At 71.0% G+C, this 25,187-nt stretch carries 21 protein-coding genes; 7 read left to right on the top strand and 14 right to left on the bottom strand.

Going from position 1 to position 25,187, the window contains the following annotated elements; translation table 11 throughout:
* Positions 1-8: 8 nt before the first annotated feature.
* Entirely contained in the window at positions 9-803 is a 795-nt protein-coding gene (locus ACWD35_RS29200) for a creatininase family protein (RefSeq protein WP_451354300.1), read from the bottom strand.
* A gap of 39 nt (positions 804-842) precedes the next feature.
* Here ACWD35_RS29200 and ribA point away from each other — a divergent pair, with 39 nt between their 5' ends.
* Positions 843-1,502: a GTP cyclohydrolase II gene (ribA, locus tag ACWD35_RS29205; protein WP_451354301.1), complete on the top strand. Its 660-nt coding sequence runs from the start codon at positions 843-845 to the stop codon at positions 1,500-1,502.
* 64 nt (positions 1,503-1,566) lie between these two features.
* Here ribA and ACWD35_RS29210 read toward each other — a convergent pair whose 3' ends face one another.
* Positions 1,567-2,790 carry a serine hydrolase domain-containing protein gene (locus tag ACWD35_RS29210; protein WP_451354302.1) on the bottom strand — a complete coding sequence of 408 codons (1,224 nt, stop codon included), beginning with the start codon at positions 2,788-2,790 and terminating at the stop codon, positions 1,567-1,569.
* Positions 2,791-3,060: 270 nt separating this feature from the next.
* Here ACWD35_RS29210 and ACWD35_RS29215 point away from each other — a divergent pair, with 270 nt between their 5' ends.
* The gene (locus tag ACWD35_RS29215; protein ID WP_451354303.1) at positions 3,061-3,498 is read left to right on the top strand and encodes a PPOX class F420-dependent oxidoreductase; all 438 of its coding nucleotides are present in this window, start codon (positions 3,061-3,063) and stop codon (positions 3,496-3,498) included.
* A gap of 1 nt (position 3,499) precedes the next feature.
* Here the strand turns inward: ACWD35_RS29215 and ACWD35_RS29220 are convergent, their stop codons facing one another.
* A complete protein-coding gene (locus ACWD35_RS29220) occupies positions 3,500-4,381 on the bottom strand; it encodes an NAD(P)-dependent oxidoreductase (RefSeq protein ID WP_451354426.1) in 882 nt (293 codons plus the stop codon).
* 127 nt (positions 4,382-4,508) lie between these two features.
* Here ACWD35_RS29220 and ACWD35_RS29225 point away from each other — a divergent pair, with 127 nt between their 5' ends.
* Positions 4,509-5,105 (top strand): TetR/AcrR family transcriptional regulator, encoded by a 597-nt coding sequence (locus ACWD35_RS29225; RefSeq protein ID WP_451354304.1) that lies wholly within the window; start codon positions 4,509-4,511, stop codon positions 5,103-5,105.
* Between the two features lie 2 nt (positions 5,106-5,107).
* On the opposite strand, the gene ACWD35_RS29230 is transcribed toward ACWD35_RS29225, so the two are convergent.
* On the bottom strand, positions 5,108-5,773 hold the full coding sequence (locus tag ACWD35_RS29230) for a TetR/AcrR family transcriptional regulator (protein WP_451354305.1): 666 nt from the start codon (positions 5,771-5,773) through the stop codon (positions 5,108-5,110).
* Positions 5,774-6,027: 254 nt separating this feature from the next.
* On the opposite strand from ACWD35_RS29230, the gene ACWD35_RS29235 reads away from it, so the two are divergent.
* Positions 6,028-7,980, top strand: a complete 1,953-nt coding sequence (locus ACWD35_RS29235; protein ID WP_451354306.1) for an ArnT family glycosyltransferase — start codon at positions 6,028-6,030, stop codon at positions 7,978-7,980.
* A 42-nt stretch (positions 7,981-8,022) separates the two neighbouring features.
* Here the strand turns inward: ACWD35_RS29235 and ACWD35_RS29240 are convergent, their stop codons facing one another.
* From ACWD35_RS29240 to tkt, 7 genes are read right to left on the bottom strand one after another with little or no spacing between them, the layout of a single operon-like run.
* The gene (locus tag ACWD35_RS29240; protein WP_451354307.1) at positions 8,023-8,610 is read right to left on the bottom strand and encodes a histidine phosphatase family protein; all 588 of its coding nucleotides are present in this window, start codon (positions 8,608-8,610) and stop codon (positions 8,023-8,025) included.
* 5 nt (positions 8,611-8,615) lie between these two features.
* Positions 8,616-9,494 carry a phosphogluconate dehydrogenase (NAD(+)-dependent, decarboxylating) gene (gnd, locus tag ACWD35_RS29245; RefSeq protein ID WP_451354308.1) on the bottom strand — a complete coding sequence of 293 codons (879 nt, stop codon included), beginning with the start codon at positions 9,492-9,494 and terminating at the stop codon, positions 8,616-8,618.
* Positions 9,495-9,496: 2 nt separating this feature from the next.
* Positions 9,497-11,161: a glucose-6-phosphate isomerase gene (gene pgi / locus ACWD35_RS29250; RefSeq protein WP_451354309.1), complete on the bottom strand. Its 1,665-nt coding sequence runs from the start codon at positions 11,159-11,161 to the stop codon at positions 9,497-9,499.
* Position 11,162: 1 nt separating this feature from the next.
* Positions 11,163-12,089 carry a glucose-6-phosphate dehydrogenase assembly protein OpcA gene (gene opcA / locus ACWD35_RS29255; protein ID WP_451354310.1) on the bottom strand — a complete coding sequence of 309 codons (927 nt, stop codon included), beginning with the start codon at positions 12,087-12,089 and terminating at the stop codon, positions 11,163-11,165.
* Positions 12,086-13,678, bottom strand: a complete 1,593-nt coding sequence (zwf, locus tag ACWD35_RS29260) for a glucose-6-phosphate dehydrogenase (RefSeq protein ID WP_451354311.1) — start codon at positions 13,676-13,678, stop codon at positions 12,086-12,088. The genes opcA and zwf overlap by 4 nt, the downstream gene beginning before the upstream one ends.
* Positions 13,675-14,844 carry a transaldolase gene (tal, locus tag ACWD35_RS29265; RefSeq protein ID WP_451354312.1) on the bottom strand — a complete coding sequence of 390 codons (1,170 nt, stop codon included), beginning with the start codon at positions 14,842-14,844 and terminating at the stop codon, positions 13,675-13,677. The genes zwf and tal overlap by 4 nt, the downstream gene beginning before the upstream one ends.
* 26 nt (positions 14,845-14,870) lie before the next feature.
* Positions 14,871-16,946: a transketolase gene (gene tkt / locus ACWD35_RS29270; protein ID WP_451354313.1), complete on the bottom strand. Its 2,076-nt coding sequence runs from the start codon at positions 16,944-16,946 to the stop codon at positions 14,871-14,873.
* Positions 16,947-17,092: 146 nt separating this feature from the next.
* Between tkt and ACWD35_RS29275 the strand changes: the two genes are divergently transcribed.
* Both ACWD35_RS29275 and ACWD35_RS29280 read left to right on the top strand, forming a co-directional pair.
* On the top strand, positions 17,093-18,001 hold the full coding sequence (locus ACWD35_RS29275) for a helix-turn-helix domain-containing protein (protein ID WP_451354314.1): 909 nt from the start codon (positions 17,093-17,095) through the stop codon (positions 17,999-18,001).
* Between the two features lie 138 nt (positions 18,002-18,139).
* Positions 18,140-18,685 carry a hypothetical protein gene (locus ACWD35_RS29280; protein ID WP_451354315.1) on the top strand — a complete coding sequence of 182 codons (546 nt, stop codon included), beginning with the start codon at positions 18,140-18,142 and terminating at the stop codon, positions 18,683-18,685.
* Between the two features lie 47 nt (positions 18,686-18,732).
* Here ACWD35_RS29280 and ACWD35_RS29285 read toward each other — a convergent pair whose 3' ends face one another.
* A complete protein-coding gene (locus ACWD35_RS29285) occupies positions 18,733-20,145 on the bottom strand; it encodes a glycoside hydrolase family 16 protein (protein ID WP_451354316.1) in 1,413 nt (470 codons plus the stop codon).
* Positions 20,146-20,451: 306 nt separating this feature from the next.
* Between ACWD35_RS29285 and ACWD35_RS29290 the strand changes: the two genes are divergently transcribed.
* Positions 20,452-21,789, top strand: coding sequence for a 6-phospho-beta-glucosidase (locus ACWD35_RS29290; protein WP_451354317.1), 1,338 nt, complete (start codon positions 20,452-20,454; stop codon positions 21,787-21,789).
* Positions 21,790-22,068: 279 nt separating this feature from the next.
* Here ACWD35_RS29290 and ACWD35_RS29295 read toward each other — a convergent pair whose 3' ends face one another.
* Together ACWD35_RS29295 and ACWD35_RS29300 are read right to left on the bottom strand one after the other, a co-directional pair.
* Positions 22,069-23,754: a carbohydrate binding domain-containing protein gene (locus ACWD35_RS29295; protein ID WP_451354318.1), complete on the bottom strand. Its 1,686-nt coding sequence runs from the start codon at positions 23,752-23,754 to the stop codon at positions 22,069-22,071.
* A 235-nt stretch (positions 23,755-23,989) separates the two neighbouring features.
* Positions 23,990-25,108, bottom strand: coding sequence for an ATP-grasp domain-containing protein (locus ACWD35_RS29300; protein WP_451354319.1), 1,119 nt, complete (start codon positions 25,106-25,108; stop codon positions 23,990-23,992).
* Between the last annotated feature and the right edge of the window lie 79 nt (positions 25,109-25,187).

Genomic DNA, 25,187 nt, shown 5'->3' on the forward strand with positions numbered 1-25,187 from the left:
ACCCCTGATCACCCCTGCGCCGGCCCTCCGGCCCGCTCCGGGCCGTCGCCCGAGGTGAGCAGCCGGGCGTACGCTCCGAAGGATTCCACCAGGCTCGCCAGCAGTTCCCTGCCCTTTTCCGCCGAGCCGAGGGAAGGCCGGCCGATGACACCCGATTCGGTATAGGCGGACATTCCCAGGGTGAGCAGATGACGGCGGTCGTCGGCGGTGAAATCCGCGGACTCGTAACCAGAGCGGACGAATTCGGGATGAGCGTGCAGCAGAATCGAGGTCTCGATTTCCCCCGCGTGCATGTCGGAGAGCAGCGAAGTGACCACCCCGGCCCGGCGAACGGCGGCCTCCCAGTCCTCGGCCGCCGGGAACAGCGCCATCCGCTCCCCGCGCGCGGAGGCCTCCTGGACGACGTTGCCCAGGACGTAGTTGCCGCCGTGCCCGTTGACCACGACGAGCGCGTCGACGCCGGAGCGGCGCAGCGAGGCCGCGATGTCACCGACCACCGCGTGGAGGGTCACGGCGGAGATGCTGACGGTCCCCGGCCAGGCCGCGTGCTCGTGCGAGCAGGAGACCGTCACCGGAGGGAGGAGGTGCACCGGGTACGCGGCGGCGAGCTCCCGCGCCACGGCACACGCGACGAGCGTGTCGGTCGCCAACGGCAGGAAGGGACCGTGCTGTTCGAAGCTCCCTACGGGAAGGACGGCGACCTGAGGTGAACCGGCCGCTGCCGCTCCACGCGCCCGTACGTCCTCCGTCGTGTCCGCCGGGATTACTCCGAAGGCGGTCGTCCGCGAGCCCGAACCACTCATCACTTTCCGGCCTTTCGTCTCTGTTTTAGGAATCAGATCATGACAGAAAACAGCGTCGCACTCCGCAAGAAGACCCCACGGCGATCGGGCGCGGAACGCGTCGTGAATGCGCCGCTGCCCACCGTGTACGGGAAATTCCAGGCGATCGGCTACCTGGACCACGACCGCGGTGACGAGCAAGTGGCCCTCGTCCACGGGGACATCGGCACCGAGAACGTGCTGACCCGGCTGCACTCGGAGTGCCTGACCGGGGACGCGTTCGGCTCCCGGCACTGCGAGTGCGGCGACCAGCTGGCGTCCGCCCTGCGTGCGGTCGTCGCCGAAGGCAGCGGCATCGTCGTCTACTTGAGGGGCCACGAGGGCCGCGGCATCGGGCTGCTCGCCAAGCTGCGTGCGATGGCCCTGCAGGCGGAGGGCCTGGACACGGTGGAGGCGAACCTCGCGCTCGGCCTGCCCGTCGACGCCCGCGACTACGGCGTCGCCGCCGAGATCCTGCACGACCTCGGGGTGCGCTCGGTACGGCTGATGTCCAACAACCCCCGCAAACGGGAGGCGCTGGTCCGGCACGGCATCCAGGTGGCCGAACAGGTGCCGCTGCTGATCGAGCCGTGCGAGAGCAACATCACCTATCTTCGGACCAAGCGGGAGCGCCTCGACCACCATCTGCCCCATCTGGACGCCGTGGCTCATGGCTCCTGAGCGGCTCGTGGTTCATGAGGAGTGAAGGAGGCAGCCGAGTGGACCTTCGGGCCGTGGCCGGCCTTCACTCCGTCAGCGCCTCGTGCACCAGCCGCCGCAGCTCCGGGAAGACCTTCAGCTTCTTCGGCCGTACCTGGGTCATGAACTGGACGGTCACACCGTGGCTCGGGTTGATCCAGAAGGCGGTGGTGGCGGCTCCGGTCCACCCGTAGGTGCCCAGGCCGGACGGGGCGAGGGTGCGGGCCGGGTCGACCACCACGGAGACGTTGAAGCCGAAGCCGAGGCCTCCGTAGGCCGGTTCGCGGTGGACCGGGGCGCCGAAGGAGGGCAGGATCGCGCCGCCGGGCAGCTGGTTGCGGGTCATCAGGGCGACCGTGCCCGGCGACAGCAGCCGGGTGCCGTCCAACTCGCCGCCCCGGCGCAGCATTTCCATGAACCGGTGGAAGTCGTACGCCGTGGAGACCAGCCCGCCGCTGCCGGACAGGAACCGCGGCCTGCGGTGCACCGGCAGCCCGGCCACCGGCTCGATCCCGCCGTCGTCGGTCTCCCGGTACAACTCGGCCAGCCGCCCGGCCTGTTCGGGGAGGATGTGGAAGCCGGTGTCGTTCATGCCGAGCGGACGGAAGATCCGCTCGGCGAAGAACGTGTCCAGCGGCACCCCGGACACCACCTCGACGAGCCGGCCCAGCACATTGGAGGCGACCGAGTAGTTCCACTGCGTGCCCGGCTCGAACTGCAGCGGCAGGCTCGCGTACGCGTCGGTCGTCTCGGCGAGATCGGCCCCCGGCCGTACCGAGTACTCCAGGCCCGCCTCCCGGTACAGGGCGTCGACGGGGTGGTGATGGTAGAACGCGAAGGTCAACCCCACGGTGTGGGTGAGCAGATGCCGGACCAGGATCGGACCGTCCGCCGCGCGGGTGCGTACCTCGGCTCCCGAACCACCCTCGTACACACGTGGGTTGGCGAAGGCGGGCAGGTACCGGCCGACCGGGTCGTCCAGAGACAGCGCGCCCTGCTCCACCAGCAGCAGCACCGCGACGGCGGTGACCGGCTTGGTCATGGAGTAGATCCGCCACAGCGTGTCCGCCGCCACCGGCAGACCCGCGGCGACATCGCGCTGCCCGTACGTGGTGAGATGGGCGACCTTGCCGCCCCGGGTCACAGCCACCAGGTAGCCGGGCAGCCGGCCCTCGTCGACGTACCGGGCGAAGTGCTGGTCGAGGCGGTCCAGCGCCTGCGCGTCCAGCCCGGCCTCGCCCGGGTCGACTTCCTGCCTCAGCCGTGCCATCGCTCTCCTCCGGTCTCGTCGTACGGGTGCGGTCCGGCAGGCTCGGCCGGGACGACCCGGCGCTCATCGTGCCCCAGGCACACCGGGAGTCGACGGTTCATCACGGTGTGTGTGATCGACGCGACGCCGCACGCGGGGACGCCGTATGTCGTATGCCGTATTTCGCGTCCTGTATGCGATCGCCGGTCGCCTGTCGCTCGCCCACTGCATACAGTCCATCGGCTGCCGCCTGCGGGAATGCGCGGCCCGCCCCCGCGAGTTGACCCGAGTATGAGTCAGGACCCGACGCAGGACATCCTGCTGAAGTTGCTCTCCGAAGGTCACGGCGGTGTGCTGGTCACCCTGAAGCGTGACGGCCGCCCCCAGTTGTCCAATGTCGGCCACGCCTACTACCCCGACGAGCGGATCATCCGCGTCTCCGTCACGGACGACCGCGCCAAGACCCGCAACCTGCGCCGCGACCCCCGGGCCTCGTACCACGTGACCAGCGCCGACCGCTGGGCGTACACCGTCGCGGAGGGGACGGCCGAGCTGTCTGCGGTCGCCCAGGACCCGTACGACGACACCGTGGAGGAACTGGTCCGGCTGTACCGGGACATCGTCGGTGAGCACCCGGACTGGGACGACTACCGGGCCGCCATGGTCCGCGACCGCCGGCTGGTGCTGCGCCTGCACGTCGAGCGGGCCTACGGGGTGCCCCGGAGCTGAGCTACGGCGCCCCGGCGGTCCGCGTCTCGATCGCGCGGAGCACGGCGACCATGTCCTCGCCGCCGTGCCCCTGCGCCACGGTCTCCTCGAACAGGGCGTGGCAGACGTCGAGGAGCGGCGAGGCGAGACGGGCCTCGCGGGCGGCCTCGGCGATGAGCCGGTTGTTCTTCAGGACGTCGAGGGCGGCGGCCTGCACCCCGTAGTCCCCGTCCCGCAGCTTGGGCGCCTTCATCCGCGAGACGTCGCTGGCCATGGGGCCCGCGTCCAGCACGTCCAGGAACAGCCGCGGGTCCAGGCCCTGCCGCTCGGCGAAGTGGAACGCCTCGGTCAGCCCGGTCACCTGGGTGATCAGGAACAGGTTGACGGCCAGCTTCATCAGCAGGGCGTTCGGCGCGGGCCCGCACCCGAACGTCTTCCGGCACAGCGGTGCGAGCAGCGGCCGTACGGCGGCCACGGCGGCGTCTTCGCCCGCGAGCAATGCCACCAGCCGCCCCTGTTCCGCCGGAACCCGCGACCCGGAGACGGGCGCCTCGACGTACCTCCCGCCCGCCGCGCGGACGTCGGCCTCCAGCGCGCGGGAGTACTCCGGCGAAGTGGTGCCCATATGGACGACGACACGCCCGGCGAGCCGACCGGCCGGCGCCGGGGTGCCACGGCCGAGGACGGCGTCGACCGCCGCCTCGTCGGCGAGCATCAGCAGCACCGTGCCGGCCCGCGCGAACACCTCGTCGGCGTCCGCCGCCACCGCCGCGCCGGCCGCACGCAACGGCTCCGCGCGCTGCGGGGTCCGGTTCCACACCACGAGCGGTGTGCCGGCGGCGGCCAGCCGCAGCGCCATCGGCTGACCCATCACTCCGAGACCGATGAAACCGACGTTTCCGATGTCTCCGGCATTGTCGACGTTCACGGGGGCCGCCCTTCACCCGACGGACCGACTATGACAGCGGTCATAGTAGCGGGCGTTATGACGCCGGTCATAGAGTGGGGCGGGCAAGGATCGGAGGTCGGCCATGGCACAGCCGCGGCACGGACCGCGCGAGCGGATGGTCTTCAGCGCGGCCCAGCTCATCCGGCGCGACGGAGTCACCGCGACCGGCATGCGCGACGTCGCCGCCCATGCCGACGCCCCGCGCGGCTCCCTCCAGCACTACTTCCCGGGTGGCAAGGAACAGCTGGTCAACGAGGCCGTGGAGTGGGCGGGTCGGTACGCGGGACGGCGGATCGCGCGATTCCTGGCGGGACTGGAGGAGCCGTCCCCGAGCGGCCTGTTCGCCGCCATGGCCGCCCAGTGGAGCGACGAGTACGAGATGGAGGGGTTCGCCGGGGGCTGCCCCGTCGCCGCCGCGACCGTGGACTGCGCGAACGCAGGCGCCTCCACCCGCGAGGCCGCCGCCTCCGCCTTCGCCGCCTGGCTCGGCCCGCTCGCCGAGGCCCTCACCGGCATGGGCGTACCGGCCGCCCGCGCCGGCTCCCTCGCCACGCTGATGATCAGCACCCTGGAGGGCGCGATCGTGATGGCCCGAGCCGAACGCGACGTACGGCCCCTGAACACCGTGGTCCGTGAACTCGGGCCGCTCCTGGACGCCGCCGTGGACACCGCGAGCTGACGTCAGTCCGTGGCGCGCTCAGCCGTGAGGTAGGCGATCACCATGTCGCCGAGCATGGCCCGGTAGCGCCCGCGCTGTGCCGGGTGCAGCAGGTCCCGGCCGAACAGGGCGCCGAAGGTGTGCCGGCCCGTGACCCGGAAGAAGCAGAACGAGCTGATCATCGCCTGCAGGTCGACCGCGTCCACGTCCGCCCTGAACAGCCCGGACTCCTGCCCGGCGGCCAGAATGCGGCGGATCACCTCCAGTGTCGGGGAGCCGATCTTCCCCAGCTTCCCGGAGGCCGTGATGTGCACGGCTCCGTGGATGTTCTCGATGCTGACCAGGCGGATGAAGTCCGGGTGCCGTTCGTGGTGGTCGAAGGTCAGCTCGGCCAGCCGCCGGATCGCCGCGACCGGGTCCAGATGGTCGAGGTCCAGCTGCTGCTCGGCCTCGCGGATCACCCCGTACGCCCGCTCCAGCACCGCGGTGAACAGCTGTTCCTTGCCGCCGAAGTAGTAGTAGATCATCCGCTTCGTGGTGCGGGTGAGGGCCGCGATCTCGTCGACCCGGGCCCCGTCGTAGCCGGCCCGCGCGAACTCCTGGGTCGCCACGTCGAGGATCTCGGCCTTCGTGCGGGCGGCGTCGCGCACCCGTCCGCCGGGACGTACCGGTTCGTCGACGCTGGTCATCGGGTTCCTTCGGCCGGAAGAAGTGTGCGGGCCGGAGCGCCCGCACGCGTGCCCGTGATTGTAGGAGGAGCCCCGCCGCCGGGGTCCAAGCCGGTGAAGTCCCTGGTGAAGGGGACGGTGTGGTGCCGGTGAGACCTCGGTGAGACGTGGCCGCGGCAGTGGCCGGGCACTCGCGCGGCGGCCGATACTCACCACGGTCCGGGTGCGCCCTGCGTCGCGGACGTGAGATCCCCGTGATGTCTGGAAGTCCGTCCATGCCGAGTCCTGCCCACGAGCCGCACCTGAGCCTCGGCGCGCCGTCGCCCGCACCACCGTCCGTGCCACCGTCCCCCGCCCGCACCTCAGGGGCCCGCACGCACGCGGCCCGTGCCCGAGCGCCCCGTAACCCCGCCGACAGCTACGAGCGCCCGGTGCTCGCCGGTCTCGCCGCGCTCGCCGCCGTGCTGTGCCTGTGGGGCCTCGACCACAGCACGTACCACGCGTTCTACGCGGCGGCCGTGCGCAGCATGACCGACAGCCCGAGCGCCTTCTTCTACGGCTCCTTCGACCCGGCGAACTCCATCACCCTGGACAAGCTGCCCGGCTTCCTGTGGCCGCAGGCGCTGTCGGCGCTGGTCTTCGGTTTCCACCCGTGGGCGCTGGTGCTGCCGCAGGCGCTGGAGATGGCCGGCTGCGTCGTGCTGCTGCACCTGCTCGTGCGCCGCTGGGCCGGAGTCCGGGCCGGACTGCTGGCCGCCGCCTTCTTCACCCTCACGCCGGTCACGGTGGGCCTCGGCCGTTCGATCACCGAGGACGCGCCGTTCGTGCTGCTCCTGCTGCTGGCCGCCGAGGCCACCTGGCGGGCCGCCGAACGGGCCCGTCTGCGCCCGCTGCTGCTCGCGGGCGCCTGGGTGGGCGTGGCCTTCCAGTGCAAGATGCTGGAGGCGTGGGCGGTGCTGCCCGCGCTGGCCGTGACCTACCTCGCCACCGCCCCCGCCGCGCTGCGGCGCCGGATCGGCCACGTCGCCCTGGCCGGCGCGGTGACCGTGGTCGTGTCGGCGTCGTGGATGCTGGTGGCGGCCCTCGCCCCGGCCGGGAGCCGCCCGTACATCGACGGCACCAGCAACGACTCGCCGTACGCGATGGTCGTCGGCTACAACTTCCTGACCCGCTTTCACGCCGTCGGCGTCGACGCGGCCGGCAGCGGCAGCATCGTGGCCGACTCCTCGGCCCACCCGAGCGGGCCGCTGGCGGCCGGCATGGGTGACGGCGCCGGGAAGATGTTCAGCCCGGGCCTCGCCACCCAGACGGGCTGGCTGTATCCGCTGGCGGCGTTCGGCCTGGCGGCCGGTCTGCTGGCGCTGTACCGGCGCCGGGCGCCGCGCACCGACCGGCTGCTCGCCGGGCACCTGCTGTGGGGGGTGTGGCTGGCGACGTTCTTCGCGGCGTTCAGCTTCGGCAGCGTGACCGGCCACACCTACTACCTGGGCGTCGTCGCGGTGGCCCTGTCCGCGCTCGCCGCCGCCGGGGTCGTCCAGGGCGCCCGGCGGACCTGGGCGCTGCCCGCGGTCCTGGCCGTCGACGTCGCCTGGTGCGCGGCCCTGGCCCTGTGGTACCCGCACTTCTTCGCCTGGACGGCGCCCGCCGCCGTCGTTCTCGGCCTGCTCGCCCTGTGCCTGTTCGCCGCGCGCCACCGCGCCGCTCTCGCCATCGGCCTGGCCGCCGTGCTGCTGATCCCCGCCGTGTGGTCCGCCTCGGCGCTCTCCCCGCGCTACAACGAGCCCGGCGGCTTCGGCCGCGTCGGCCCGACCAGCGTGCGCAACCGCACCGCCCTGTCCCGGCTCGGCTCCGAACACCGGCGACTGCTCGCGTATCTGACCGCGCACCGGGACGGCGCCCGCTATCTGGCGGCCGTCCCCAGCTGGCAGGCCGCCGCGCCCTACATCATCGCCGCGAACGCCCCCGTCCTGCCGATGGGCGGCTACACCGGCCAGGTCCCGTACCCCACCCCCCAGGCCTTCCGGCAGCTGATCGACTCCGGGCGGCTGCACTACGTCGTCATGGCGCGCGCCGATCTGAAGCCCCACTCGCGACGGGCCCACACCCCGGCCGGGCAGCTGCTGCGCTGGACCGCCGCCCACTGCACGCGCGTCCCGCCCGCCGCCTACGACCCCGACGGCCGGACGACCCGGCTGGTGTACCGCTGCGGCCCGGCTCACACGGGGTGAACCGGGCCGCGGGGCAGGGGTGTTGCCGCGGGGCAAGCGCGGTTACGGGCGCCTGTTCCACTCGGCGATCACGGGCCGCCCGTGCTCCGTGGACAGCCGGCTGACCGTGCCGGTGGCGAGCTGGAACAGCTTGCCCTCGGCGGGCGGCAGGCCCAGCCGGCGGGCGGTGAGCACCCGCAGGAAGTGGGCGTGGGCGACGAGGACGACGTCCCCCTCGGCCAGGGCCGCGTCCACGCGGGCGAGGACCCGGTCGGCGCGTGCCCCGGCCTGCTCCGGCGACTCGCCCGGGTGCCCCTCGGGGCCGGGCGGCACCCCGTCGGTCCACAGGTTCCAGCTGGGCCGGGTCCGGTGGATCTCGGCGGTGGTGATGCCCTCGTAGCCGCCGTAGTCCCACTCGTGCAGGTCGGCGTCGGGCACGGCCCCGGCCAGGCCCGCCAGTTCGGCGGTGCGTATCGCGCGTCCCAGCGGGCTGGTCAGGGCGAGGGCGTAGGTCCGTCCGGTGAGCAGCGGGGCGAGGGACTTGGCCTGTTCCTCGCCGTGCGTGGTCAGGGGCAGGTCGGTGAAGCTGGTGTGCTGTCCCGACAGGCTCCACTCCGTCTCGCCGTGGCGGACCAGCAGAAGGTCACCCACGGTGCTCAGTCCTTCTTCTCCACGGCGTGCCCGCCGAACTGGTTGCGCAGCGCCGCGATCATCTTCATCTGCGGGGAGTCGTCCTGCCGCGAGGCGAACCGGGCGAACAGGGACGCGGTGATCGCGGGCAGCGGGACCGCGTTGTCGATGGCCGCCTCGACGGTCCAGCGGCCCTCACCGGAGTCCTCCGCGTAGCCGCGCAGCTTCTCCAGGTGCTCGTCCTCGTCCAGGGCGTTGACCGCGAGGTCGAGCAGCCAGGAGCGGATGACGGTGCCCTCCTGCCAGGAGCGGAAGACCTCGCGGACGTTCTCCACCGAGTGGACCTTCTCCAGCAGCTCCCAGCCCTCGGCGTAGGCCTGCATCATGGCGTACTCGATGCCGTTGTGGACCATCTTCGAGAAGTGCCCGGCGCCGACCCGGCCCGCGTGGACATAGCCGTACGGGCCCTCCGGCTTGAGCGCCTCGAAGATCGGCCGCAGCCGGTCCACGTTCTCCTTCTCGCCGCCGACCATGAGCGCGTAGCCGTTCTGCAGACCCCACACGCCGCCCGAGACGCCCGCGTCGACGAAGCCGATGCCCTTGATGCCGAGTTCGGCGGCGTGCTTCTCGTCGTCCGTCCAGCGGGAGTTGCCGCCGTCGACCACCGTGTCACCGGGGGAGAGCAGGTCCTTCAGCTCGTCGACGACGGTCTGGGTGGCAGTGCCGGCCGGCACCATCACCCAGACGGTACGCGGCGCGTCGAGCTTCTCGACGAGTTCTTCGAGGCTCTTGACGTCGGAGATTTCGGGGTTGCGGTCGTAGCCGATGACGGTGTGGCCGGCGCGGCGGATGCGCTCGCGCATGTTGCCGCCCATCTTGCCGAGACCGATGAGTCCGAGCTGCATGATCAGTTCTCCTGAGCGTTCTTGAGAGTGCGGTAGGCGGCGACGAGGGCCGTGGTGGACGCGTCGAGACCGGGCACGTCTGCGCCCTGGGTCAGGGCGGGTTCGACGCGCTTGGCCAGGACCTTGCCCAGTTCGACGCCCCACTGGTCGAAGGAGTCGATGTTCCAGGCGGCGCCCTGGACGAACACCTTGTGCTCGTAGAGGGCGACCAGCTGGCCGAGGACGGACGGGGTCAGTTCCGTCGCGAGGATCGTCGTGGTCGGGTGGTCGCCGCGGAAGGTGCGGTGCGCCACCTGCTCCTCGGGCACTCCCTCGGCGCGGACCTCGTCGGCCGTTTTGCCGAAGGCGAGGGCCTGGGTCTGGGCGAAGAAGTTGGCCATCAACAGGTCGTGCTGAGCCTTCAGTTCACCGCTCAGCTCGGCGACCGGCCGGGCGAAGCCGATGAAGTCCGCCGGGATCAGCTTCGTGCCCTGGTGGATCAACTGGTAGTAGGCGTGCTGCCCGTTGGTGCCCGGAGTGCCCCAGACCACCGGACCGGTCTGCCAGGTCACGGGGCGTCCGGCGCGGTCCACCGACTTGCCGTTGGACTCCATGTCCAGCTGCTGCAAGTACGCGGTGAACTTGGACAGATAGTGGCTGTAGGGCAGCACGGCGTGCGACTGGGCGTCGTGGAAGTTGCCGTACCAGATGCCCAACAGGCCGAGCAGCAGCGGGGCGTTGGCCTCGGCGGGTGCGGTGCGGAAGTGCTCGTCGACCAGGTGGAAGCCGTCGAGCATCTCGCGGAAGCGGTCCGGGCCGATGGCGATCATCAACGACAGGCCGATCGCGGAGTCGTACGAGTACCGGCCGCCGACCCAGTCCCAGAACTCGAACATGTTGTCCGGGTCGATGCCGAACTCGGTGACCTTCTCCGCGTTCGTGGACAGCGCCACGAAGTGCTTCGCCACGGCCTTCTCGTCGCCTTCGAAAGCCTGAAGCAGCCAGGACCGCGCCGAGGTGGCGTTGGTGATCGTCTCGATCGTGGTGAAGGTCTTGGACGCGACGACGAACAGTGTCTCGGCCGGGTCCAGGTCGCGGGTGGCCTCGTGCAGGTCGGCGCCGTCCACGTTGGACACGAAGCGGAACGTCAACTCCCGTGCCGTGTACGGGCACAGCGCCTCGTACGCCATCGCCGGGCCGAGGTCGGAGCCGCCGATGCCGATGTTGACGACGTTCTTGATCGGCTTGCCGGTGTGGCCCGTCCACTCGCCGGAGCGGACGCGGTCGGCGAAGCCGGCCATCTTGTCGAGCACGGCATGCACGGCCGGGACGACGTTCTCGCCGTCGACCTCGATCACCGCGTCGCGCGGGGCACGCAGCGCGGTGTGCAGCACGGCCCGCCGCTCGGTGATGTTGATCTTCTCGCCGCGGAACATGGCGTCCCGCAGGCCGAACACGCCCGTGGCGGCGGCGAGTTCCTGGAGCAGGGCCAGGGTCTCGTCGGTGATCAGGTGCTTGCTGTAGTCGATGTGCAGGTCACCGACCCGCACGACGTACCGCTCGGCGCGGCCGGGGTCCGCGGCGAACAGGTCGCGCAGGTGCGGCCGGCCCTGGGCGCGGTGGTCGGCCAGGGCCGTCCACTCGGGCCGGCGGGCGGTCTCGGGGGTGTCTGACGGGGTGTCGGACATGTCAGGCGTTCTCCTTGGCGGCCTCGCCCTTGAGGGCGATGGCGTACATCTCGTCGGCGTCGAGGCGGCGCAGCTCCTCGGCGATGAGTTCGGAGGTGGCGCGGACCTTCAGGGCGAGGGTGCGCGAGGGCTGGCCCGGCAGCGACAGGGTGGCGAGGGGGCCCGCGGGGCGGTCGATGACGATCTCGCCGTTGGCGGTGCCGAGGCGTACGGCCGTGACGAACGGGCCGCCGGTCACCACCCGGTCCACCGGGACGTTCAGGCGGGCCTCCAGCCAGCGGGCGAGCAGCTCGGCGCTGGGGTTGTCCTGCTCGGCCTCCACGGCCCCGGACGTCACCTTCTCCCGGGACTGGTCGAGGGCCGCGGCCAGCATGGAGCGCCACAGGGTCAGCCGGGTCCAGGCGAGGTCGGTGTCGCCGGGCGCGTAGTTGCGCACCCGGGTCTGCAGGACCTCCAGCGGGCGCTCGACCGCGTACAGGTCGGTGATACGGCGCTGGGCGAGCGCGCCGAGCGGGTCCCTGGCCGGGGCGTCGGGCGCGTCCACGGGCCACCACACCACGACCGGGGCGTCCGGCAGCAGCAGCGGCAGCACCACCGAGTCGGCGTGGTCGGAGACCTCGCCGTACAGGCGGAGCACGACCGTCTCGCCGGTGCCCGCGTCGGCGCCCACCCGCACGTCGGCGTCCAGCCGCGAGGTGGTGCGGTCGCGCAGGGTGCGGGCGTGCCGCTTGATGACGACGAGGGTCCGCATGGGGTGCTCGTGGGAGGCTTCCTCGGCCGCCCTGATCGAGTCGTAGGCGTTCTCCTCGTCCGTGACGATCACCATCGTCAGGACCATGCCCACGGCCGGGGAGCCGATGGCGCGGCGGCCCTGCACCAGCGCCTTGTTGATCTTGCTTGCCGTGGTGTCGGTCAGGTCGATCTTCATGGCCTGCGCCAGCTCCGTCCGTCTCGTGCGAGCATCTCGTCCGCTTCGCTCGGTCCCCAACTGCCGGACGCGTACTGCGCCGGCCTGCCGTGCGTCGCCCAGTAGTCCTCGATCGGGTCGAGGAACTTCCAGGACTCTTCCACTTCCTGGTGACGGGGGAACAGGTTGGCGTCACCGAGCAGCACGTCCAGGATGAGCCGCTCATACGCCTCCGGGCTCGACTCGGTGAACGACTCGCCGTAGGCGAAGTCCATCGACACGTCCCGGATCTCCATCGAGGTGCCCGGCACCTTGGAGCCGAACCGCACGGTCATGCCCTCGTCGGGCTGGACGCGGATGACGATCGCGTTCTGGCCCAGCTCCTCCGTCGCGGTGGAGTCGAAGGGGGAGTGCGGGGCCCGCTTGAAGACCACCGCGATCTCGGTGACCCGGCGGCCGAGCCGCTTGCCGGTGCGCAGGTAGAAGGGGACGCCCGCCCAGCGGCGGTTGTCGATCTCCAGCTTGATCGCGGCAAAGGTGTCGGTCTTCGAGTTGGGGTCGATGCCCTCCTCCTGGAGGTAGCCGGCGACCTTCTCACCGCCCTGCCAGCCGGCCGCGTACTGCCCGCGCACGGTGCTGTGGCCGAGGTCCTCCGGCAGCCGCGCCGACTTCAGCACCTTCAGCTTCTCGGTGAGCAGCGCCTCCGCGTCGAAGGCGATCGGCTCCTCCATGGCGGTGAGCGCCAGCAGCTGGAGCAGGTGGTTCTGGATGACGTCCCGGGCGGCGCCGATGCCGTCGTAGTAGCCGGCCCGGCCGCCGATGCCGATGTCCTCGGCCATGGTGATCTGCACGTGGTCGACGTACGACCGGTTCCAGATCGGCTCGTACATCTGGTTGGCGAAGCGCAGCGCCAGGATGTTCTGGACGGTCTCCTTGCCGAGGTAGTGGTCGATGCGGAACACCTGGTCCGGCTCGAACACGTCGTGCACGATCGCGTTCAGCTCGCGTGCGCTGGCCAGGTCGTGGCCGAACGGCTTCTCGATGACCGCGCGCCGCCAGGAACCCGCGGGCGGGCTCGCCAGGCCGTGCTTCTTCAGCTGCTGGACGACCTTCGGGAAGAACTTCGGCGGCACGGAGAGGTAGAACGCGAAGTTGCCGCCGGTGCCGCGGGAGGAGTCCAGCTCGTCGACGGCCTCCTTCAGCTGCTTGAAGGCGGTGTCGTCGCCGAAGTCGCCGGGGATGAACCGCATGCCCTCGGCGAGCTGCTGCCACACCTCCTCCCGGAACGGGGTGCGGGCGTGTTCGCGTACGGCGTCGTGGACGACCTGCGCGAAGTCCTGGTCCTCCCACTCGCGACGGGCGAAGCCGACGAGGGAGAAGCCCGGCGGCAGCAGGCCCCGGTTGGCCAGGTCGTACACGGCCGGCATCAGCTTCTTGCGGGACAGGTCGCCGGTCACCCCGAAGATGACCAGGCCGGAGGGCCCCGCGATGCGCGGCAGCCGGCGGTCCCGGTCGTCGCGCAGCGGGTTCGCCCAGTCGGCGTCCAGGGCCGGCGGAACGGGCGCCTGTTCGGCGGGGGATGTCTGCGGCTCAGCCGCGTCGGTCGTCATCGCGCGTCAACTCCCTTGCTCCTCAGGGACTCGGTGACGGCGTCCAGCAGCTGCTGCCAGGCCGCCTCGAACTTGGCGACGCCCTCGTCCTCCAGCTGCTGGACGACCTCGTCGTAGGAGATGCCGAGCCGCTCGACGGCGGCCAGGTCCGCACGGGCCTGGGCGTAGCCGCCGGTCACCGTGTCGCCGGTGATCTCGCCGTGGTCGGCGGTGGCGCTCAGGGTGGCCTCCGGCATGGTGTTGACGGTGCCGGGTGCGACCAGCTCGTCCACGTACAGCGTGTCCTTGTACGCAGGATCCTTCACACCGGTGGACGCCCACAGCGGACGCTGCTTGTTCGCCTTGGTCCCGGCCAGCGCCAGCCAGCGGTCGTCGGGCTGTGCCGAATTGTCGGCAGAGCCGAACACCTCCTCGTACGCGGCGTAGGCGAGCCGCGCGTTGGCGAGGGCCGCGCGGCCCTTGAGCGCGAGGGCCTCCTCGGTGCCGAGGGCGATCAGCCGCTTGTCTATCTCGGAGTCCACGCGGGAGACGAAGAAGGACGCGACCGAGTGGATCTCCGACAGGTCCAGGCCGCGCTCCTGGGCCTTCTCCAGGCCGGCCAGGTAGGCGTCCATGACCTCGCGGTAGCGTTCCAGGGAGAAGATCAGGGTCACGTTGACGCTGATGCCGAGGCCGATGACCTCGGTGATCGCCGGGAGACCGGCCTTCGTCGCCGGGATCTTGACCATCACGCCGGGCCGGTCGACCAGCCAGGCCAGCTGCTTGGCCTCGGCGACCGTGGCCGCCGTGTCGTGCGCCAGGCGGGGGTCGACCTCGATGGAGACGCGGCCGTCGCGGCCGTCCGTGGCGGTGTATACAGAATCCAGAATGTCGGCGGCTGCCCGCACGTCGGCGGTCGTCATCATCCGCACCGCCTCGTCCACCGTCACCCCGCGCACGGCCAGGTCGGTGAGCTGCTCCTCGTAACCCTCGCCGGAGCCGATGGCCGCCTGGAAGATCGACGGGTTGGTGGTGACGCCGACGACGCCCCCGCTCTGCACCAGCTCGGCCAGGCTGCCCGAGGTGATCCGCCTCCGCGACAGGTCGTCCAGCCAGATCGAGACACCCTCGTCGGCGAGGCGCTTGAGGGAACCGGGGGTGGCGATTGCTTCGGTCACAGTGCTCATCTCTCTGATTTCTCGTCGCGTAGGGATCAGGCGCGCGCGGCGGCCAGCGACTCGCGGGCAGCGGCGGCGACGTTCTCGGGGGTGAAGCCGAACTCGGCGAACAGGGTCTTGGCGTCGGCGGAGGCACCGAAGTGCTCGAGGGAGACGATCCGTCCGGCGTCGCCCACGTACCGGTACCAGGTCAGACCGATGCCGGCCTCGACCGCGACCCGCGCCTTCACGGACGGCGGCAGCACGGAGTCCCGGTACGCCCGGTCCTGCTCCTCGAACCACTCCACCGACGGCATCGACACCACGCGTGTGCCGATCCCCTCGGCCTCCAGCTGCTCCCGCGCGGCCACCGCGAGCTGCACCTCGGAGCCGGTCGCGATGATGATCACCTCCGGGGTCCCGGTCGAGGACTCGCGCAGTACGTAGCCGCCCTTGGCCGCGTCCTCGTTAGGCGCGTACACCGGCACGCCCTGGCGGGTGAGCGCGAGCCCGTGCGGGGCGGGGCTGGTGGCGTGCCTCTTCAGGATCTCGGCCCAGGCGATCGCGGTCTCGTTGGCGTCCGCCGGGCGGACGATGTTCAGGCCCGGGATCGCGCGCAGCGAGGCCAGGTGCTCGACCGGCTGGTGGGTGGGGCCGTCCTCGCCGAGGCCGATGGAGTCGTGCGTCCACACGTACGTCACCGGCAGCTGCATCAGCGCGGACATCCGTACCGCGTTGCGCATGTAGTCGGAGAACACGAGGAACGTTCCGCCGTAGACGCGGGTGTTGCCGTGCAGGGCGATGCCGTTCATCTCCGCTGCCATCGAGAACTCGCGGATGCCGAAGTGCACGGTACGACCGTACGGGTTCGCCTCGGGCAGCGGGTTGCCCTTCGGCAGGAACGAGCTGTTCTTGTCGATGGTCGTGTTGTTCGAGCCGGCCAGGTCGGCGGAGCCGCCCCACAGCTCCGGGAGCACCGCGCCGAGCGCCTGGAGCACCTTGCCGGAGGCGGCACGCGTCGCGACGGACTTACCCTCCTCGAACACCGGCAGGGCGTCCTCCCAGCCCTCGGGCAGCTCGCCCCTGCCGATCCGGTCGAAGAGCGCGGCCCGCTCGGGGCCGGCGGCGCGCCACTCGGCGATCCGCTGGTCCCAGGCCGCGTGTGCCTCCGCGCCCCGGTCCAGGGCCCGGCGGGTGTGCTTCAGGACCTCGTCCGTGACCTCGAAGGTCTGCTCCGGGTCGAAGCCGAGGACGCGCTTGGTGGCGGCGATCTCGTCCTCGCCGAGCGCCGAGCCGTGGGAGGCCTCGGTGTTCTGCGCGTTCGGGGCGGGCCAGGCGATGATCGTGCGCATCGCGATGATCGAGGGCCGCCCGGTCTCGGCCTGCGCGGCCCTCAGCGCCGCGTACAGGGCGGGGACGTCGACGTCGCCGTCGGCGGTGGGCTCGATCCGCTGGGTGTGCCAGCCGTAGGCCTCGTACCGCTTCAGCACGTCCTCGGAGAACGCGGTCGCGGTGTCGCCCTCGATGGAGATGTGGTTGTCGTCGTAGAGGAAGACCAGGTTGCCGAGCTTCTGGTGGCCCGCGAGGGAGGAGGCCTCGGCGGAGACGCCCTCCTCCAGGTCGCCGTCGGAGACGATCGCCCAGACGGTGTGGTCGAAGGGGGAGATGGCCTCGGGGGCGTCCGGGTCGAACAGGCCGCGCTCGTAGCGGGCGGCCATCGCCATGCCCACCGCGTTGGCCACGCCCTGGCCGAGCGGGCCGGTGGTCGTCTCGACGCCTGCCGTGTGCCCGTACTCGGGGTGGCCGGGCGTCTTGGAGCCGTGCGTGCGGAACGCCTTCAGGTCGTCCAGCTCCAGCTCGTAGCCGGCGAGGAACAGCTGGGTGTAGAGGGTCAGCGAGGTGTGACCGGGGGACAGCACGAAGCGGTCGCGGCCGGCCCACTCCGGGTCGGCGGGGTCATGACGCATCACCTTCTGAAAGATCGTGTACGCGGCAGGAGCCAGGCTCATCGCGGTGCCCGGGTGCCCGTTCCCGACCTTCTGCACGGCGTCGGCCGCGAGAAGACGGGCGGTGTCCACGGCCCGCCGGTCGAGATCGGTCCACTCGAAGCCGTCGGAAGTCTGCGTGCTCATCTTCAAGAAGTCCTCGTTCAGTGTGCAGTGGCTGGCCGGGCGCGTTCAAAATTAAAAGTCTGACTTTTCTGAAGGAAGGGTGGGGTGTGTCAGCCTGTGGTGAATCTGGGACACCGGGCGCGCGGCAGGGATGGCACGATCAGGACATGGCTGGCAGAACACCTCAAGCCGGGGACAGCAGCGGCACGGGCGGCGACGGGATCAGGACCTTCCCCTTCCCCGTCGAGCTGGCCGTCGGCGGCGTCGGCATGCAGGTCAGCACCATGGGGACCGACCACACCTGGCACGCCGACGCCCCGCTGGACCGCGTCCACCGCATCGAGTTCCACGTCGTCATGCTCTTCACCGAGGGCCCCGTGCGACATATGATCGACTTTACCGAGTGCGAGGCCGCCGCCGGTGACCTGCTGTGGATCCGCCCCGGACAGGTCCACCGCTTCTCGCGCGAGTGCGAGTACCGCGGAACCGTCCTGACCATGCAGCCCGGCTTCCTGCCCCGCGCCACCGTCGAGGCCGCCGGGCTCTACCGCTACGACCAGCCGCCCCTGCTGCACCCCGATCCGGGTCAGCTCACCGCGCTGCGCGCGTCCCTCGAACAACTGCGCCGCGAGTACGAGGACACCGCCACGCTCCCGCTGAGCCTGCACACGGCCGTCCTCAGGCATAGCCTGACCGCGTTCCTGCTGCGCCTCGCCCACCTCGCGGCCAGCTCGGCCGAGGCCTCCCAGCAGCAGACCGACACCACGTTCACCCTGTTCCGGGATGCCGTCGAGCAGAGCTTCGCCACCAACCACAGCGTCAGCTCCTACGCCGACGCGCTCGGCTACTCCCGCCGCACCCTCGTCCGCGCGGTCCGTGCGGCCACCGGCGAGACCCCCAAGGGCTTCATCGACAAACGCGTGATCCTGGAGGCCAAGCGCCTCCTCGCCCACACCGACCTGCCGATCGGCCGCGTCGGCGTGGCCGTGGGCTTCCCCGACGCGGCGAACTTCTCCAAGTTCTTCCACCTGCACACCGGGCAGACCCCGATCGCCTTCCGGGCGGAGCTGCGGTAGCGGCACGAGGCGGTGACGGTTCGGCGGTCCTTGTTGCTCCGCTGTGACAGGGAATGGGTGAATCCGGCGAAAACGATCAATAGATTCGATCGGGCAAGACGCCGATTCTTCACTCACTCTTCAACCCAGGAGACCCGCATGTCGATTGGGAAGGCGCCCCGCCGGGCCGCCCTTCGCGCCCTGGCAGGAACGATTCTGACGGCCGCTCTGGTGGCGCCGGCCGCGAGCGCGGTCGCCGCGACGCCGGCCGCGCACCGCGCCGCTGTCACGTCCCCGGTGCGCACCGAGAAGCTGGTGGACGGCAGCACGGCGAAGATCTACAAGCTCGGCGCCCACCACTACCGCATGGAGATCGTCAACAGGGGCTCCGTCTACGCCCGGCTCGAGGCGAACCAGCACGACGCGGGCGTGGACGGCAACGGCATGTTCGTCGTGCTCACCCTCGACGGGAAGGTGCACTCCTGGACCGGCGGCGCCCACCAGGGGCCCGGAAGCTTCCGGCTCCCCGACGGTTCGACCGCCGTGGTCACGAAGGTCGGCCTCGGCCACTACCGTGCGAAGATCGTCTACAGGGGTGAGGTCTACGCCCAGCTGGAGGCGAACCAGCACGACGCGGGCGTGGACGGCAACGGCATGTTCGTCGTGCTCTCCATGGGCGGGCAGATCAGCGCGTCCGTCCGGTGACGAACCGGGGTCGCCCCGGAGTTGAGGGGCGACCCCGGCCGCGGTGCTCAGTGGCCGAAGTCGAACCAGTTCACGTTCACGAAGTCGGCCGGCTGGCCGCTGGTGAAGGTCAGGTAGACGTCGTGCGTGCCCGTCACCGAGCTGATGTTGGCCGGGACCGTCCGCCACGTCTGCCAGCCGCCGGTGTTGCCCACCGCGAAGCTGCCGACGGGTGGGTTGCTCCGGCTGTCCAGGCGCACCTCGACCAGTCCGCTCACCCCGGACGCGGCCCCGCTCGCCACCCGCGCGTAGAACTGCGTGGCCGGCGTCGACCCGAAGTCGACCCCCTTGTACAGAGCCCAGTCGCCGCCCGCGATGTATCCGATATCCAGTCCACCGCCGACGTCCGTCGTGGTCTCGGTGCTCACTCCGGACTGGCCGTCGTAGGACTCGGCCTGGATCGCGCTGTAGGCGTTCCGGCCGCCGGACGGCGGGGGAGTGGTGCTGCCCCCGCCGCCCGAGGACTGCAGTACCTGTACGTAGTCGACGGCCATCGGGTGGTTCGGCTCGGTCCCGCTGTCCGGGCCGCCGCCGAACGCGCCCGGGAAGCCGCCGCCCATCGCCACGTTCAGGATGAGGAAGTAGCCGTGATCGGTGGCGTTCGCCCATGTCGTCGCGTCGACCTGGGTCGCCTTCACGGTGTGGAAGTTGACGCCGTCGAGGCAGAAGCGGATCTCCTCGGGGCTGGTCGAGCGGTCCCACTCCATCGCGTAGGTGTGGAAACCGGCCTGACATGTCGTCCCGGCGCACGCGGTCGAACCGCCGATGCCGGACGTCTCGTTGCACGGGCCGCCCGGGTTGGTGCCGCAGTGCATCGTCGCCCAGTCGGTGTTCAGGCCCTGGACGTTCTCCATGATGTCCAGCTCACCGATGCTCGGCCAGTTCCAGTAGTTGCCGCGGAACGGCGCGCCCAGCATCCAGAACGCCGGCCAGTAGCCCTTGGCGGCGGCGCCCGTGACGTTCGGCATCTGGATCCGGGCCTGCACGCGCAGCTTGCCGCCGGCCGGGGGCTGGAAGTCGGTGCGCGTGCTCTCGATCCGGCCGGAGGTCCAGTTGCCGGAGGCGTCGCGGCGCGGGGTGATGAGCAGGTTTCCGTTGCCGTCCAGCGCCACGTTACTGGTGCTCGACGTCATCGACTCGACCTCACCGGTGCCCCAGTTCGCGGCCCCGCCGGGGTACGAAGTCCCGGTGTCGTACTGCCAGTCGGCCGCGTTGACCGGGGAGCCGGCCGCGCCGTCGAAGTCGTCCGCGAAGACCTGCGTCCAGCCGGCGGGGGGTGTGGGCGCAAAGGCGTGCGCGGGCGCGGTGACGGCGCCGGCGACGGCCGCGGCCAGGCCGAACGAGGCGACGACGGCGACGAGCGCGCGCCGCAGGGGACGGGAGCGGGGTCCGGGTCTCGATGTGCCGGAGGAATCACGCATGGGGGGAGCCTCTCGGTTACGGGGTGAGGTGCGGGAGCCCCGGCAGAGTGCCCTCCGTGGGTCTGAGAGCGCTCTCAGGGTGCCGCCAATGTGCTCCCCGGGCCTGCGGCCGTCAAGGCTTGAAGCAAGGAAAGTCCTTTGCTCGTAAGGGAGTTCACGCGGTGAAGCTGCCGGTATCGGCTCGTGACCGCTTCGAGGAGATCTTCCAGAGAGATCTTCCATTCGGCGACCGGAGTCGTGCGCCGCTGCCCGGACGGGGCGTCGGGTGAGCAGAATCGAGTGTCTGGGTGAGCGAAAGGTGCAGGCGTGAGACTGACGATTCTGGGCGGCGGCGGATTCAGGGTGCCGCTTGTGTACGGTGCGCTGTTGACCGACCGGGGTGAGGGGCGGGTGACGGACGTCGTTCTGCACGATACGGACGACAGTCGACTGTATGCAGTCTCCCGTGTACTGGATGAGCAGGCGTCGGCCGTGCCCGACGCCCCCCGGGTGACCACCACCACCGACCTCGACGAGGCCCTGCGCGGCGCCGACTTCGTCTTCTCCGCGATCCGCGTCGGAGGCCTGGAGGGCCGGGCGGACGACGAGCGCATCGCGCTGGCGCAGGGCGTCCTCGGGCAGGAGACCGTCGGCGCGGGAGGCGTCGCATACGGACTGCGGACCGTTCCCGTCGCCGTCGACATCGCGCGGCGTGTCGCCCGCCTCGCCCCCGACGCCTGGGTCATCAACTTCACCAACCCCGCCGGCCTGGTCACCGAGGCGATGTCCCGCCACCTCGGCGACCGCGTCCTCGGCATCTGCGACTCGCCGGTCGGGCTGGGCCGCCGTATCGCCCGGGTGCTCGGCGCCGACCCGCGGGAGGCGTGGATCGACTACGTCGGCCTCAACCACCTCGGCTGGGTGCGCGGGCTGCACGTCGACGGGCGGGACGAACTCCCGCGCCTGCTGGCCGACCCACGCCTGCTCGGCTCGTTCGAGGAGGGCAAGCTCTTCGGCGTCGACTGGCTGCAGTCGCTCGGCGCGATCCCCAACGAGTACCTGCACTACTACTACTTCAACCGGGAGACCCTCCGCGCCTACCAGGAGGCCGAGAAGACCCGCGGCGCCTTCCTGCGCGACCAGCAGGCGGACTTCTACGCGCAGGCCCGGCGCCCGGACGTCTCCGCCCTCGACGTCTGGGACCGCACCCGCGCCGAGCGCGAGGCGACGTACATGGCCGAGAACCGGGAGACGGCGGGCGCCGGCGAACGCGCGGCGGACGACCTCTCCGGCGGCTACGAGAAGGTGGCGCTCGCGCTGATGCGGGCCATCGCGCGCGACGAGCGGACGACCCTGATCCTCAACGTCCGCAACCGCGGCACGCTCTCCGTCCTGGACTCCGAGGCCGTCATCGAGGTGCCCTGCCTGGTCGACGCCAACGGCGCCCACCCGGTCGCGGTCGACCCGCTGCCAGGCCATGCCACCGGCCTGGTCTGCGCGGTCAAGGCGGTCGAGCGGGAGGTCCTCGCCGCCGCCGCGTCCGGCTCCCGTGCGGCGGCCGTGAAGGCCTTCGCGCTGCACCCGCTCGTCGACTCGGTGAACGTGGCCCGGCGCCTGGTCGAGGACTACACCGCCGTCCACCCGGGTCTGGCCTACCTCACGTAGGTTCCGGCAGCTGCGGCACGCTCCTCGGGCCGGCCGGCCGCTCCCCGTGACAGCGGCCGGCCGGCCCGATCCCCCGTTCCCCCGTGGCTCCCCCGTTTCCCCGTGCGTTCCCCCGTGGCTCCCCCGTTGTGCCTCACCATGTAGAGCCCGCGGGACGGCCCCTGATACACCCCCGGCGGAAAGAAATGAAAAAAAGGGGGGCAGGGAAAACGGGGCAGCGACGAGACGTCCCCCCGGCCCGGAAGCCGGAGGGACGTCGAGACGTGGTGCGGGGTGTGCTCAGCCGGTGAAGCCGGAAGTGATGGACGTGAACTGCCAGTTGTTCTGGCTGATCCCGGAGCAGTTGCTCACGACGCCGCCGCCGGGGCACGGCCGGTCGCGGTTGACGGACCAGAAGGCGAGCCGTGCGATGTGGTGCGTGTTCGCCCAGTCGCGGATCTGGGTCCAGATCGCCGGGGTGGTGTTCTCCTGCTGGTCGGACAGGCCGTTCATGCCGGAGATGCCGATGTGGGAGTACGCGGTCGCGTCGTCCCAGCCGAAGGCCGACTTGAGCTTGGCCTTCAGGCCCTCCGCCGCGTTCACGGTGTTGCCGTACATGTCCGAGCCGCCGCCGAAGTCGAACGGCATGATGGTGAAGACGTCGATGTTCGCGCCGAGTGACTGCGCCTGTTCGATCAGCCGGTTGCCGTAGTAGGTCGGACCGGTGGTCGACGTGCCGAAGGTGACGATGGTCTTCAGACCGGGGTTGTTGGCCTTGACGGTCTTCAGCGCGGTGAGGATCTTCGCCTGCACGGCCTCGTTCTCGAACTCGTCCGTGTTCTCGATGTCCATGTCGACGGCCTTCAGGCCGTAGGCGTCGATCACTTTCTGGATCGCCCCCGAGAGGGCGCTCGCGGAGGAGCAGTTGGCGCCGAGCTTGCTGCCCTGCCACCCGCCGAACGACGGGACGACATCGCCGCCTGCGGAGCGGACGGCGTTGATGGTGGACTGGTCCACGCCGCCGGTCAGCGCCCGGCTGCCGTCCCAGGCAGGGGTGCAGCCGCCCGAGTCCAGCACGAACGCCATCGTGAACCACTTGATGCCGGTCGCGCTCATCACCGTCGTCGGGCTCGGCGGATCGCCCCAGCCCTCGTACAGGTACGGCGCCGCCTGCTTGAAACCGGTGCCGCCGCCGCTGCCGGCGTCCGTCGTGACGGTCACGGCGTTGGAGGCGGGCGACACGTTCCCGGCCGCGTCCCGCGCCTTCACGGTGAAGGTGTAACCCGTGCTCGGCGAGAGCCCGCTGACCGTGGCCGTCGTACCGGAGACGCTGAGCACCTGGCTGGAGCCGCTGTAGATGTCGTACGCCGTCACGCCCACGTTGTCCGTGGAGGCGTTCCACTTCAGCGACACGCTGGAGGACGTCTTGCCGGTCGAGGCGAGCCCGCTGGGCGCGGTCGGCGCCTGGGTGTCGCCGCCTCCGCCGCCGCCCGGTCCGTCGAGGCTGATGTCGTCGGCGTAGTAGGTGCCCTGGGCGTACCAGCCGTGCACGTAGATCGTGGCGCTCGTCTGGGTGGCCCCGGTGGTGAAGGAGACGCTGAGCCGGCTGTACGCCGAGGGGGACGTCGTCCAGGTGGAGGCGCCGCCGTTGACGCCGAGGTACACGTACGAGCCGCGTACCCAGCCGCTGAGGGTGTACGTCGTGTTCGGCTGCACCGAAACGGTCTGGCTGCACTGTGCGTTGTCGCTCGACGTCACCGCGCCCTGGAGCGCCTTGGTGCCGCCGTGCACGGGGGAGGAGACGACCGAACCGAGGTTGCCGGTGCAGGTCCAGGGGGAGAGGCTGCCCGACTCGAAGCCGGGGTTGGTGAGGATGTCGGCGGCCTCGGCCGTGCCCGGCAGGGCGATGGCCCCGCCGAGCGCGAGAGCGGCGGAGCCGAGGAGGGCGAGGAGCCGGCGTCTGGGACGCCCGGATGTATGGCGCACGCGATCTCCCTGTGGGGATGGGGGTGTTCGGGAGTGCACGGGGGTGCGTGAGGGTGCGTTGCGGTGCGTGGGGTGCACCAGGGTGTGGGGGAGTGCGGGGAGTGCGGAGAAGTACTGAGTGGTGCGCCAACCAAGGTGGTATGGACCAATCCAACTGTCAAGGAGTAGAGCCGGATTGGTCCATACCGGAAACGGGATGCGCTTCGCGCGCGCGTACGGCCTGGAGCAGCAGGGTCTAGAGCGGCAGAGCCTCGGTCGCCACCCCGGCCGTCTGTGCAGGAACCGCCGGCAGTACGACCTCCGCCTCCTCGGCCCGCTGCCGCGGAAGCGTCGCGGGCAGCAGCGGGCGCGGGCCGGACACCACCGTGTAGTCCTGGCCCAGGAACGGCGGCTCGATCACCCCCGGGTCCTCGCCGAGCGCCAACTGCACTGCCGCCCAAGGGGCGTTGATTCCGCACAGCGACAGCTGGTGCAGGCCTCCGGCGGGCCGGGTGTTGACGTCGAGCAGCACCGGACGGTCGCCGTACATGCGGAACTGGATGTTGGACAGGTGGTGCAGCCCGAAGCCCTCCGCGATCAGCCGGGCCGGCTCCAGCCACTGCTCGTGCAGCGTGAAGCCGCGGCGGCGGCCGTTCTTGGTGCGGCCCACCGCGAGCCGGACCCGGTTGTCCGGGCCGGTCAGGCAGTCGACGGACACCTCCGGCTGCTCCAGGCGCGGCATCACCAGCCAGTCCACGGGCTGCTCGGCCCGCCGCAGCGCCTCGACGACCAGGTCCAGCTGTACGTACGGGCCCGGGAAGCCGTCCAGATGGGTGAGCGAGAACGGGGCGCGCGTGATCACCCGGAAGCCGACCCCACCCGCGCCGGAGGCCGGCTTGAAGCACGCGCAGTGCCCGCCTGCCTCCAACTCCTCAACGGCCGCGACGAGTTCGTCCGCAGTGCGCACCCGCCACCAGGGCGGCACCGGGACGCCGGCCGAGCGCACCGCCTCGTACGCGGTCGCCTTGTCCTCGAACACGGCCACCGCCTGCGGGGTCGGCGCCAGCAGCGCCGTACCGGCCGCCGCGAACTCCGCGCGGTGCGCGACGATCGCCGCCTGGTGCAGCCGGGGCACGAACACGTCGATGCCGCGCCGGGCGCACTGGTCGAGGGCGTACTCCACATAGCCGGCCGGGGACAGGCCCCCCGGTTCCAGGTCGGCGGTGTCGGCGGCGGCCAGCACGGGGGAGTCGGCGTCGCCGTGCGTCGCATGGATCTCCACCGCACGGTCGCTGGGGTTTCGACGCAGCTGATCCATGAAGAACACGTTCTCCGCGTACGTGCGGTTGAGCCAGACGCGTACGCGAGAGAGCATGCAAGCCGCCTTTCGGGGGTTTTCGGGCACGGCGCAGCGGCCCGTGCCCGGGCAGAAGGAAGGAAGGGTCACCAAACGG

This window comes from Streptomyces sp. NPDC002671 (genome assembly GCF_053592475.1).

Bases quoted from the DNA above. Each gene is read 5' to 3' on its own strand.
- ACWD35_RS29200 (WP_451354300.1), bottom strand. From the start codon at position 803: ATGAGTGGTTCGGGCTCGCGGACGACCGCCTTCGGAGTAATCCCGGCG.
- ribA (WP_451354301.1), top strand. From the start codon at position 843: ATGACAGAAAACAGCGTCGCACTCCGCAAGAAGACCCCACGGCGATCG.
- ACWD35_RS29210 (WP_451354302.1), bottom strand. From the start codon at position 2,790: ATGGCACGGCTGAGGCAGGAAGTCGACCCGGGCGAGGCCGGGCTGGAC.
- ACWD35_RS29215 (WP_451354303.1), top strand. From the start codon at position 3,061: ATGAGTCAGGACCCGACGCAGGACATCCTGCTGAAGTTGCTCTCCGAA.
- ACWD35_RS29225 (WP_451354304.1), top strand. From the start codon at position 4,509: ATGGCACAGCCGCGGCACGGACCGCGCGAGCGGATGGTCTTCAGCGCG.
- ACWD35_RS29230 (WP_451354305.1), bottom strand. From the start codon at position 5,773: ATGACCAGCGTCGACGAACCGGTACGTCCCGGCGGACGGGTGCGCGAC.
- ACWD35_RS29235 (WP_451354306.1), top strand. From the start codon at position 6,028: ATGCCGAGTCCTGCCCACGAGCCGCACCTGAGCCTCGGCGCGCCGTCG.
- gnd (WP_451354308.1), bottom strand. From the start codon at position 9,494: ATGCAGCTCGGACTCATCGGTCTCGGCAAGATGGGCGGCAACATGCGC.
- pgi (WP_451354309.1), bottom strand. From the start codon at position 11,161: ATGTCCGACACCCCGTCAGACACCCCCGAGACCGCCCGCCGGCCCGAG.
- opcA (WP_451354310.1), bottom strand. From the start codon at position 12,089: ATGAAGATCGACCTGACCGACACCACGGCAAGCAAGATCAACAAGGCG.
- zwf (WP_451354311.1), bottom strand. From the start codon at position 13,678: ATGACGACCGACGCGGCTGAGCCGCAGACATCCCCCGCCGAACAGGCG.
- tal (WP_451354312.1), bottom strand. From the start codon at position 14,844: ATGAGCACTGTGACCGAAGCAATCGCCACCCCCGGTTCCCTCAAGCGC.
- tkt (WP_451354313.1), bottom strand. From the start codon at position 16,946: ATGAGCACGCAGACTTCCGACGGCTTCGAGTGGACCGATCTCGACCGG.
- ACWD35_RS29275 (WP_451354314.1), top strand. From the start codon at position 17,093: ATGGCTGGCAGAACACCTCAAGCCGGGGACAGCAGCGGCACGGGCGGC.
- ACWD35_RS29280 (WP_451354315.1), top strand. From the start codon at position 18,140: ATGTCGATTGGGAAGGCGCCCCGCCGGGCCGCCCTTCGCGCCCTGGCA.
- ACWD35_RS29285 (WP_451354316.1), bottom strand. From the start codon at position 20,145: ATGCGTGATTCCTCCGGCACATCGAGACCCGGACCCCGCTCCCGTCCC.
- ACWD35_RS29300 (WP_451354319.1), bottom strand. From the start codon at position 25,108: ATGCTCTCTCGCGTACGCGTCTGGCTCAACCGCACGTACGCGGAGAAC.